Below are 10936 nucleotides of genomic sequence, written 5' to 3' on the forward strand. Positions count from 1 at the left end.
GAATATCATCCATGCAGTATTTATGCTAGGGTAGAGGCAAGCCCTAACTTTAAAACCTTTACGCAGGAGTTGCAATGCACGTCAGTGTCCGTTGGCTTGAAAATGTTGCTTTTGAAGCCAAATCTGCAAGTGGTCATCCCATTATTATGGATGGCTCACCCGAATATGGTGGTGAAAACCGTGGCGCACGTCCCATGGAGCTTATCTTAATGGGTCTTGGTGGCTGTGCCTCGTTTGATATTGTAACCATTCTCAAAAAAGCGCGTCAGGATATTACCGATGTGCGTTGTGAGTTGCAGGCAGAGCGGGCAGATAGCATTCCGGCAGTATTTACCAAGATTCACCTGCACTTTGTGGTCTCTGGACGCAAGGTGAAGCCGAATCAGGTTGAAAAAGCCGTGCACCTGTCTGCGGAAAAATATTGTTCTGCCAGCAAAATGCTGATGGACGGCGGCGTTGAAATTACCCATGACTTTGAAGTCATCGAAGTCGAGTAATTTCTCACAGTTTTAGCTGATAGCGTGCTATAGACTAACCTGTCTAGTTTGTGGTTTTACTGCCTGATGCGATAAAAGTAATAAATTAGTGTATTCATTTAAAGGCTGCCTGTGATCAAGCGGCCTTTTATTTTTGGTGATTAACATCCTTTAAAAACGGCGTGGAATACGTTGACCTTCAGCATGCGGCATATCTGCACGTTTTAAAGCACCATGCAGCCACAATTCTCCTTGTTGTACGGCATCTTTCAATTGGGTGCCTTGTGCCAGTCGTCCTGCAATATAACTGGCCAGACTGCAACCCGAGCCATGAAACTCAGCTTCCAGCCGTTGCCAGCGTGATTCTGCCACGCATTCACCGTTCACATAGAGCCAATGCCGGATTCGGTGCGGTTCATGTTCGTGTGCGCCTTTCACCAATAATGCATTGGATCCCAGATCAAACATGACTTTGACCGCTTCAGCAATCTGGTTTTGGCCCGTTAAAGCGCGTAGCTCCACGGTATTGGGAGTGATTAGGCTGGCTTTTGGAATTAAGGTGGTAAAGGCATTAACCAGTGTTGCCGAGTCTCCCAGGCTGCCACCACTATTGGCCACCAGTACTGGATCAAGCACATAAGGAATATTTGGCTTGTCCTGTAAAAATTCAGCCAGCATGGCAATGTTGTCGGTTGTACCCAGCATGCCGGATTTAAAGGCTTTGACAGGTAAGTCGTTATATACGGCATTGGCTTGCTGTAATAATAAATCGCTAGACGTGGCTTCAAACCCATAGACCTGCTGTGAGTCCTGTACCGTAATGGCTGTGCAGGCAATGGCGGCATGCGCGCCACTTTGGCCGATGGCTTCAATGTCGGCTTGCAAGCCCGCGCCACCAGAAGGATCAAGGCCGGAAAAACATAAAACGGTAGGGCGCATTTGAAGCTGACTCATGTTAGATCGTCCAGTTTTTCAGAATACCATTTCCGCTATCTTTTTAAGGAAATAGCATCATCATTAAGATGATTTTTATTTTATAGTGCTAAAGCAGAAAATAGCTGTGTTAAATACAAATTTCTATAGAGGGGTTTATTAGATTGAGTGAGTGCGCCCAAAACTGGCGAGTTAAAGCCATTTTACTGGATCTGGATGGCACATTAACTGATCCCAAGATTGGTATTACTTCATGCATCCGATATGCCTTAAATGGCTTGAATATCACAGAAGTACCCGATGATCTGGACTGGTGTATTGGGCCTCCACTGATTAATTCATTTGCCACCCTGCTAAATAGCAACGATACGGCATTGCTTGATCAGGCGCTGGGCTTATATCGCGCGCGTTTTTCTACTGTCGGGATGTATGAAAACAGCGTTTATCCTGAAATTACGCAGGGATTGCAGCAGCTACAACAGGCAGGCTTTCAGCTTTATCTGGCAACATCCAAACCGCATATTTATGCAAAACAGATTCTTGAGCATTTTGAGCTAAATCAGTTTTTTAATGCGGTATATGGCAGCGAGTTAAGTGGAGAACGCACTGATAAAACAGAACTTATTCATTATATTCTGGCGCAGGAAAAATTAAATCCTAAGCAGTGTGTCATGGTAGGTGACCGCAAATACGATATTATCGGAGCGAAGAATAATGGAATTTGCAGCATAGCCATTACGTATGGCTATGGCAGTAGGGCAGAGCTAAACGAGGCCTGTCCAGATTATATGTTTGAACAGTTCAATAGGGTGGTCGATTTTTTAATTAAAAAAATATTAGATCGTACCAGTAGTCAAAATCAGCCAACATTAAGACAAATAATAAAGCCTCTTAAAACAGAGGCTTTACCACCACCAGAATCACAATAATAATTAATGCAATGGTGGGCACTTCATTAAAATAACGCCAGAACACATGCGTCTTGTAATGCGGATTGGCAATCAGTTGCTTGCGGTAATAGCCACACAGCAGGTGATAGACCACCAGAAAAAGCACCAGGCTAATCTTTAAATAAAACCATAGCGCGTCATGATAATGCCGATAAGGGTCGCCAATACTCACCAGAAAATGGCCGGTAATTAAGGTGCCCAGCATGGCCGGCCACATAATACCGCGATACAGCTTGCGTTCCATTACTTCAAAGCGCTGATGGCTAACCGTATCGTCACTCATGGCATGGTAAACAAACAGGCGCGGCAAATAGAACAATGCGGCAAACCAGCAGATAATTGCAATGATGTGTAGGGCCTTGACCCACAAAAAGCTTTGCGGTATCACCAGCGTTTCCAGAGCCATATCAATCTTCCCAGCGCTTAAGGATCAGGCTGGCATTCGTGCCGCCAAAACCAAAGCTGTTGCTCATGACAGTATTTAGCTGGGTCGGACGTGCCTGCTGTACAATGTCAAATTCTGCTGCTTCTGGGTCAAGCTCAGCAATATTAATGGATGGTGCAATAAATTGTTCCTGCATCATCAGCAGACAGTAAATTGCTTCTTGCACACCGGCTGCACCTAGACTGTGACCTGTCATGGATTTGGTGGAGCTAATGGCCGGGCAATTTTCACCAAACACTTCTTTAATGGCCTTAAGCTCGGCAGTATCACCAATGGGCGTGCTGGTGCCATGGGTATTGATGTAATCAATTTTCTCAACACCATGCTGGCGCGCTTCTTCCAGAGCCATACGCATGCAGCGCACTGCACCTTCACCACTGGGGGCAACCATGTCATAGCCATCGCTGCTGGCACCATAGCCCACCAGTTCTGCCAGAATCCGGGCACCACGTTTCTGGGCATGTTCCAGGGATTCAACCACCACCACACCGCCGCCACCCGCAATCACAAACCCGTCACGATCTACCGAATAAGGGCGCGATGCCGTTTCGGGCTGGTCATTAAAATGGGTGCTCATGGCCCCCATGCCATCAAATAAAATGGACTGGGTCCAGTGATCTTCCTCACCACCGCCAGCCAGCATCAAATCCTGCTTGCCCAGCTGAATCAGCTGAGCTGCATAGCCAATCGCATCAGCAGAAGTGGCGCAGGCCGAGGAAATACTGTGGCTAACCCCTTGCAGTTTTAAACCCAGACCAATAGCCGCGGTAATGGTATTACTCATATTGCGCGGTACCAGCGTCGCGCCGAGCTTGCGCGCGCCCTTTTCACGCAACACATCCGCAGCTTCAACAATAGTTGCTGTGGACGCACCACCCGTACCGGCAATAACGCCATAACGCGGATTTTGTCCAACATCTTCAGGCTTAAGCCCAGCATCTTCAATCGCTGCCAGCGCCGATAGATAGGCAAAAGCCGAAGCATCGCCCATAAAACGCTTGAGCTTGCGGTCAATTTTAGTGAAGTCCGCCACAGCCGAGGCACTCACCTGACTGCGCATGCCCAGTTCGGCATACTTTTCATTAAAACGTGTACCGGAAATACCATGTTTGAGAGAATGCGTAACCGTTTGACGATCATTTCCTAAGCAAGAATAAATACCTAATCCAGTGATGACAACACGAGTCATATTTGTAATCCCAAGGGTAAATGATAGAAGTCAACGCGCAGGGCAGTGAGCGGCAATACATTAGTGTACAGGTACACGCGGGCTATCATACAAAAACCTGTGCGATAAACCAAAAGTGTTTATAAAGCACAAGCATCTCTATAGTAACGACGCTGTAATAACACAGCAATAACGTATCTTGCACAGAATACGACACAAACACTATGGCGCAGGGTTGCGATGCAAATAAACTCCTTGTTATTGTGGTTTTAATCAAAACAAGTGTTTAGAAAGTACTTGGTTTAAAACTACTGCAACGAGGAAATGCATTATGACTGGTTCAGTTAATAGTGCGCAGACCAAACAATCTTCGCCTGATTTTAAAGATGGCTTTGCGCAAAATTTACCAACATCAATGGCCAAGGCTTCACCTGATCTGTTTGACAGCTTGCGTGCACGCAGCAAAAGTTTATCAGATATGGGACAAAACTTATTAAAGCAACTGGCTAAAAATTCAGTTAGCCGTTTAACCGAAATTCCTGAAGCAAATAGTGTGATTAATATGACTACCGATAACCAAACTCCAAGTAACAGTTCTTCTACCCTTAAAGCACCAAACCGTGCCAACCAGTTATTCCGCCAGCAACTGCCCGGCATTACTAAACAAGTTCTGGGCAAGCGCTTTAATACCGTCAACAAACTGGCCAATCTGGTCATGCCAGCAGGCAGTTTTGACAAGGTATCTGACCAGATTCTGGAATTGCTGGCTGATTTTGCATCTACCGTCAGTGCCAGCGACCATATTATTGATGAAGCCGGAGTAAAAACGCTGGCTGATCTGCAAGGTGATACCGCCCGTTCCGGACGTCTGGCCCGTGCCTTAAATGAAAAAAACCGTTATATCGGCATGGCACAGGGTGCTATTAGCGGCGCAACGGGCGTGGCTGGTGCGGCGGCTGACATTCCACTGTCTATGATTCTGGCCTTGCGTACCGTGTATCTCACTGGCCGTGCCTATGGTTTTGAATTAAACCAGCCTGAAGACCGTGCCATGATTTTTGAGGCATTGTCCAATGCTGACTTAAGCCTGATTACTGAAAAACAGGCAATTCTTATTGGCCTCAATAGTGTCAGTGGTATGCTGGGAACAGGCAACATTCAGGGCTTACAAGCCATGTTGGGATCAACCAATGATTTCGAGCCATTGTTCAAATTATTGTCTGACTCCAATGGCCAGCTGAAATGGCGCATTAGTGCTGCGTTGCTGGATAAAGTAACGCCAGTAATTGGTGGTGCAGTTGGTGCGATTTATACCAGTCGCCTGCTTAAAGAAGTGAGCGACAGTGCCAAACAGGTGTTTGAACATGCCCGCCAGCAAAGCGCTGGTCAGGGAATTAGCCAGAATACCAGTCAGCAAGCGGCAAGCCAGCAGCCTTTAAAAATTGAAGACAAACTGCCGAATCCTGAAACTCCAGCCAGTCAGGAAGAGCAAGCTGCTCAAAAAGAGGCTCAGGAAGCACTGCTGCACAATCAGGATATTGCCAAAGTAGAAGTGAGCACTCGCAGTGAACACGATGGCCAGCAAGTAGATGAAGCCACTAAGGATGAGCAGATTCATGACCAGTTGAGTGCATTGGCTGATGCAATGATTGATGATAATGCGGATGATCAAGCCAGTCAGGGTGGTGATTCCAGTCAGGACAACAAGGGCGCTAATGCTTCAGCACAGGAAGGCGATTCTGATGCCTCTACTGAAGACAGCACAGCACAGGATACAGCACCTAAAAAAACTGCCCGCACCAGCAAGGCCAAATCAACTGCTGATACTGATGAAAGCACTGCCAAGGCTAGTACAGCGCAAGATACTGACAGCAAGGCAGGCGATAAAGCTGATTCTGCTAAGCCAGCGCGTCGTTCTACCCGTAAAACCGGCAACTCGGCAGCCAGCAGTACAGCAACAGCTGATAATGCCCAAGCCAGTGCCAATACGAATCGCTAAGCCAGATGTAACAGGGCATTGCCAGTCATGGTAAATTAATTCCTGATACATCTTATGCTTATGCTGTAAGACGCCTGATTCACTATTACCTGAATCGGGCGTTTTTTTATGCTTGTTCTTATCCCTTAATTTCCCTCTGTTTTTATCATCCTGAGGGGCTTGATATAATGCAAAAAGCCCCCATTTTATGGGCTTGCTCAGGGATGTTCAAAGGAAGACTGGCCAGGAAGCCAGAGAGGATAGGCAGGAAATCCTATAGTGATGAAATCTTGACCCTCACCCGCTTATCCTCTACAATTTGATGCCCTCAAAAAGGGGTAAAGCCTTTTTGGGGTTTTTTGTTTACGGGAGAGAGTGCCTTATGGCAACAACGAATCAATTGATCCGCAAGGGTCGCAGCACTTTGGTTGAAAAGTCCAAAGTTCCTGCACTGAAAGCGTGTCCACAGCGCCGTGGCGTTTGTACACGTGTTTATACCACTACCCCTAAAAAGCCAAACTCTGCAATGCGCAAAGTTTGTCGTGTACGTTTGACTTCAGGCTTTGAAGTATCAAGTTACATCGGTGGTGAAGGCCATAACCTGCAAGAGCACAGCGTTGTGTTAATCCGTGGCGGTCGTGTTAAAGACCTGCCAGGTGTACGTTATCACACCGTTCGTGGTTCTTTAGACTGTGCCGGTGTTAAAAACCGTAGCCAGAGTCGTTCTAAGTACGGTGCAAAACGTCCTAAGAAATAAGGCTTTTGTCTTAAAAAATTAACACCGTTTATGCTTGAGACTCACAAAAGTTTTTAGCCTAGCGGCGTTGTAGAGTAAGGCCAGCGTACAGTACAGATGACACTCGTACAATCTGCTGGATCACCCTGAAGTGTCATAAAAGGTTGTTATCATGCCAAGACGTCGCGTCGTCGCCGCCCGTGAAATTCTGCCGGATCCAAAATTCGGTAGCCAAACCATCGCCAAGTTCATGAACCATGTCATGCAGGATGGTAAAAAATCTGTTGCTGAAGGAATCGTTTACGGTGCCCTTGAGCGTGTACAGGAAAAAGCAAAAGTTGAACCTGTTGAGTTTTTCGAAACTACGCTAGAAAAAGTTCGCCCAATGGTTGAAGTTAAGGCTCGCCGTGTTGGTGGTGCTACTTATCAGGTGCCTATGGAAGTACGCCCCTCCCGTCGTACCGCCCTGGCTATGCGCTGGTTGGTAGATGCTGCTGTCAAGCGTTCCGAAAAAACCATGGCACTGCGTCTGGCTGGCGAATTGCTGGATGCTGCTGAAGGTAAAGGCGCTGCCATCAAGAAGCGTGAAGATGTGCATCGCATGGCAGAAGCCAACAAAGCCTTCTCGCACTACCGCTTCTAAGCGGGCAAAACAGGTCGTTGTTGAACAAACAATCAGGAGAAGAATGATGCGTATTGCTGCCCGTTTTAATATTGCGCTCCTAGCGAGCGGGGGATTTGCCGGCATTTAAGGCAAACGCACTTCTTTTTAGTCGCATTAAACGAATTCACTTTACTGACTCGTTTAATGCGTCCTGTTTTGACACAAATTTTAGGAAAGCAAGCAATCATGGCTCGTACTACCCCCCTAGAACACTATCGTAACATTGGTATTTCTGCGCATATTGATGCCGGTAAAACAACGACTACCGAGCGTGTTTTATATTACACTGGCGTAAGCCACAAGATTGGTGAAGTGCACGAAGGTGCAGCGACCATGGACTGGATGGAACAAGAGCAGGAGCGTGGTATTACCATTACTTCCGCTGCGACCACCTGTTTCTGGTCTGGTATGGCAAACAACTTTGCCAAACACCGTATCAACATTATTGATACCCCAGGACACGTTGACTTTACCATTGAAGTAGAGCGCTCCATGCGCGTACTTGATGGTGCGTGTATGGTTTACTGTGCCGTAGGTGGTGTTCAGCCTCAGTCAGAAACCGTATGGCGTCAGGCTAATAAATATAAAGTGCCACGTATTGCATTCGTGAACAAGATGGACCGTACCGGCGCCAACTTCTTCCGTGCCGTTGAGCAAATGAAAACCCGTCTGGGTGCAAATCCTGTACCTATCGCTATTCCTGTTGGTGCTGAAGAAGCATTTGAAGGGATTGTTGATCTGGTTAAGATGAAAGCAATCATCTGGGATGAAGCCTCTCAGGGCATGAAATTCGAATACGGTGATATCCCGGCTCATCTGGTCGATACCGCAAACGAATGGCGTGAGAAAATGGTTGAGTCAGCCGCTGAAGCGTCTGAAGAGCTGATGAATGAATATCTGGAAAACGGTGACTTATCCGAAGAACAGATTCATGAAGCGCTGCGTATTCGTACCATCAACTGTGAAATCCAGCCAATGCTGTGTGGTTCTGCATTTAAGAATAAAGGCGTTCAGGCAATGCTTGATGCAGTTATTCGTTACTTGCCAGCTCCAAACGACGTTGAAGCCATTAAGGGTATCCTTGATGACAAAGACGAAACCGTTGGTGAGCGTATTGCTTCTGATGACGAGCCATTTGCTGCACTTGCATTCAAGATCATGAATGACAAGTTCGTCGGTAGCTTAACCTTCATCCGCGTTTATTCTGGTGTACTAAAAGCAGGTTCTGCGGTATGGAACCCGGTTAAGTCCAAGAAAGAGCGCGTTGGCCGTATCGTACTGATGCATGCCAATGACCGTGAAGACGTTGAAGAAATCCGCGCTGGCGATATCGCAGCGGTTGCTGGTCTAAAAGACGTAACCACTGGTGATACCCTGTGTGATGAAAACAATGTCATTACCCTTGAGCGTATGCAGTTCCCGAATCCGGTAATTTCTCTGGCTGTTGAGCCAAAGACCAAAGCCGACCAGGAAAAAATGGGTATTGCGCTGGGTCGTCTGGCCAAAGAAGATCCTTCATTCCGTGTTCACACTGATGAAGAATCTGGTCAAACCATCATCGCCGGTATGGGTGAGCTTCACCTTGAGATTCTGGTTGACCGCATGAAGCGTGAGTTTGGCGTTGAAGCGAACATTGGTAAGCCAATGGTTGCCTATCGCGAAACCATCCGCAAAGTGGTTGAGCAGGAAGGCAAGTTTGTACGCCAGACTGGTGGTCGTGGTAAATTCGGTCATGTATTCCTGCGTCTGGAGCCATTAGATGATGACCGCGAAACCGACTACGAATTTGCTGAAGAAGTTGTGGGCGGTACTGTACCAAAAGAATTCTTTGGTGCGGTTGACAAGGGTATTCAGGAACGCATGAAAAATGGCGTACTGGCTGGTTACCCGGTTGTTGGCGTAAGAGCTGTACTGTTTGACGGTTCTTACCATGACGTGGATTCTGACGAATTGTCGTTCAAGATGGCTGGCTCCATGGCTTTCCGTCAAGGCTTCATGAAAGCTGATCCTATCCTGCTTGAGCCAATCATGAAGGTTGAAGTAGAAACACCGGAAGACTACATGGGTGATATCATGGGCGACCTGAACCGTCGTCGTGGTGTGATTCAAGGTATGGATGATCTGCCAGGCGGTACCAAGCAGATTCGCGTTGAAGTACCATTGTCCGAGATGTTTGGTTATGCAACTTCCATGCGCTCCATGTCGCAGGGTCGTGCAACCTACTCTATGGAATTTGTTAAATATGCTGAAACCCCACGTAACGTGGCTGAAGGCATCATCAGCAAGTTCCAGAACGGTGGTAAGGCTGGCGACGACGAATAAGTCGTTGCAGCAATAATTTAAAACTAAACTAAAAACCTACCAGTCCACTGTTCATGTTAATGACAGTGGGCTGATTGATGAGGAATGACATCATGGCAAAGGCCAAGTTTGAACGTAACAAGCCGCACGTAAACGTCGGCACCATTGGTCACGTTGACCATGGCAAAACCACACTGACTGCGGCAATCAGCCTAAACTGTGCCAAAGCATACGGTGGCGATGTAAAAGCACTGTCTGAAATTGACTCTGCGCCAGAAGAAAAAGCGCGTGGTATTACCATCAACACCGCACACGTTGAATACGATTCTCCAACCCGTCACTATGCACACGTTGACTGCCCAGGCCACGCTGACTATGTTAAAAACATGATCACCGGTGCTGCCCAGATGGACGGCGCGATTTTGGTATGTTCTGCAACTGACGGCCCAATGCCACAGACCCGCGAACACATCCTGCTGTCCCGTCAGGTTGGTGTACCGTACATCGTGGTATTTTTGAACAAGTGCGACATCGTTGATGACGAAGAGCTGATCGAACTGGTTGAAATGGAAGTTCGTGACCTGCTGTCCAAATACGACTTCCCAGGTGATGACACCCCAATCATCCGTGGTTCTGCACTGCAAGCCCTGAATGGTGAAGATGGCCAGTATGGTGTTCCAGCTGTTCTGAAACTGGTTGAAACCCTGGACTCTTACATTCCTGAGCCAGAGCGTGCAATCGACAAAGCATTCCTGCTGCCAATTGAAGACGTATTCTCAATCTCTGGTCGCGGTACTGTAGTGACTGGCCGTGTTGAATCAGGCATTATCAAGGTTGGTGAAGAAGTTGAAATCGTGGGTATCAAAGATACCGTGAAGACAACCGTGACTGGCGTTGAAATGTTCCGTAAGCTGCTGGACGAAGGTCGTGCAGGCGAGAACTGTGGTGTACTGCTACGTGGTACCAAGCGTGAAGACGTACAGCGTGGTCAGGTACTGGCCAAGCCAGGTTCCATCAAGCCACACAGCAAGTTTGAAGCTGAAGTGTACGTACTGTCCAAGGATGAAGGTGGTCGTCACACTCCATTCTTAAACGGCTACCGTCCTCAGTTCTATTTCCGTACTACTGACGTAACTGGTGCCATCCAGTTGCCAGAAGGCGTGGAAATGGTTATGCCAGGTGACAACGTACAGATGTCTGTTGAGCTGATCCACCCGATCGCCATGGACCAAGGTCTGCGCTTTGCAATCCGTGAAGGTGGCCGTACTGTAGGCGCCGGTGTTGT

The 10936-nt window shown here is 47.5% G+C and carries 9 protein-coding genes and 1 pseudogene; 7 read left to right on the forward strand and 3 right to left on the reverse strand.

Annotated elements, in window-relative coordinates:
* Positions 1–74 precede the first annotated feature (74 nt).
* Entirely contained in the window at positions 75–497 is a 423-nt protein-coding gene (locus tag Q337_RS0113765) for an OsmC family protein (RefSeq protein WP_026472077.1), read from the forward strand.
* Between the two features lie 150 nt (positions 498–647).
* Here Q337_RS0113765 and Q337_RS0113770 read toward each other — a convergent pair whose 3' ends face one another.
* On the reverse strand, positions 648–1415 hold the full coding sequence (locus Q337_RS0113770; RefSeq protein ID WP_026472078.1) for a hydroxymethylpyrimidine/phosphomethylpyrimidine kinase: 768 nt from the start codon (positions 1413–1415) through the stop codon (positions 648–650).
* A gap of 158 nt (positions 1416–1573) precedes the next feature.
* Here Q337_RS0113770 and Q337_RS17875 point away from each other — a divergent pair.
* Positions 1574–2233: pseudogene (locus Q337_RS17875) on the forward strand (HAD-IA family hydrolase); the annotation flags it as partial.
* A gap of 67 nt (positions 2234–2300) precedes the next feature.
* Here Q337_RS17875 and hemJ read toward each other — a convergent pair.
* Both hemJ and Q337_RS0113785 read right to left on the reverse strand, forming a co-directional pair.
* Entirely contained in the window at positions 2301–2765 is a 465-nt protein-coding gene (gene hemJ / locus Q337_RS0113780) for a protoporphyrinogen oxidase HemJ (RefSeq protein ID WP_034280453.1), read from the reverse strand.
* 1 nt (position 2766) lies between these two features.
* Positions 2767–3993 (reverse strand): beta-ketoacyl-ACP synthase II, encoded by a 1227-nt coding sequence (locus Q337_RS0113785; protein ID WP_026472080.1) that lies wholly within the window; start codon positions 3991–3993, stop codon positions 2767–2769.
* Positions 3994–4303: 310 nt separating this feature from the next.
* Between Q337_RS0113785 and Q337_RS0113790 the strand changes: the two genes are divergently transcribed.
* From Q337_RS0113790 to tuf, 5 genes are all read left to right on the forward strand, one after another.
* Positions 4304–5971: an EcsC family protein gene (locus Q337_RS0113790; protein WP_026472081.1), complete on the forward strand. Its 1668-nt coding sequence runs from the start codon at positions 4304–4306 to the stop codon at positions 5969–5971.
* Between the two features lie 361 nt (positions 5972–6332).
* Complete coding sequence (gene rpsL, locus Q337_RS0113795) at positions 6333–6707, forward strand: 30S ribosomal protein S12 (RefSeq protein WP_026472082.1); 375 nt, start codon at positions 6333–6335, stop codon at positions 6705–6707.
* A 151-nt stretch (positions 6708–6858) separates the two neighbouring features.
* A complete protein-coding gene (rpsG, locus tag Q337_RS0113800; RefSeq protein ID WP_026472083.1) occupies positions 6859–7329 on the forward strand; it encodes a 30S ribosomal protein S7 in 471 nt (156 codons plus the stop codon).
* A 207-nt stretch (positions 7330–7536) separates the two neighbouring features.
* A complete protein-coding gene (fusA, locus tag Q337_RS0113805) occupies positions 7537–9672 on the forward strand; it encodes an elongation factor G (protein WP_026472084.1) in 2136 nt (711 codons plus the stop codon).
* Positions 9673–9764: 92 nt separating this feature from the next.
* On the forward strand, positions 9765–10936 hold a 1172-nt coding region (gene tuf / locus Q337_RS0113810; RefSeq protein WP_034280220.1), incomplete at its 3' end, for an elongation factor Tu.

Origin of the sequence: Alkanindiges illinoisensis DSM 15370 (genome assembly GCF_000619845.1) — a bacterium.
GTDB classification, from domain to species: Bacteria; Pseudomonadota; Gammaproteobacteria; order Pseudomonadales; family Moraxellaceae; genus Alkanindiges; species Alkanindiges illinoisensis.

Bases quoted from the DNA above. Each gene is read 5' to 3' on its own strand.
- Q337_RS0113765 (WP_026472077.1), top strand. From the start codon at position 75: ATGCACGTCAGTGTCCGTTGGCTTGAAAATGTTGCTTTTGAAGCCAAA.
- Q337_RS0113770 (WP_026472078.1), bottom strand. From the start codon at position 1,415: ATGCGCCCTACCGTTTTATGTTTTTCCGGCCTTGATCCTTCTGGTGGC.
- hemJ (WP_034280453.1), bottom strand. From the start codon at position 2,765: ATGGCTCTGGAAACGCTGGTGATACCGCAAAGCTTTTTGTGGGTCAAG.
- Q337_RS0113785 (WP_026472080.1), bottom strand. From the start codon at position 3,993: ATGACTCGTGTTGTCATCACTGGATTAGGTATTTATTCTTGCTTAGGA.
- Q337_RS0113790 (WP_026472081.1), top strand. From the start codon at position 4,304: ATGACTGGTTCAGTTAATAGTGCGCAGACCAAACAATCTTCGCCTGAT.
- rpsL (WP_026472082.1), top strand. From the start codon at position 6,333: ATGGCAACAACGAATCAATTGATCCGCAAGGGTCGCAGCACTTTGGTT.
- rpsG (WP_026472083.1), top strand. From the start codon at position 6,859: ATGCCAAGACGTCGCGTCGTCGCCGCCCGTGAAATTCTGCCGGATCCA.
- fusA (WP_026472084.1), top strand. From the start codon at position 7,537: ATGGCTCGTACTACCCCCCTAGAACACTATCGTAACATTGGTATTTCT.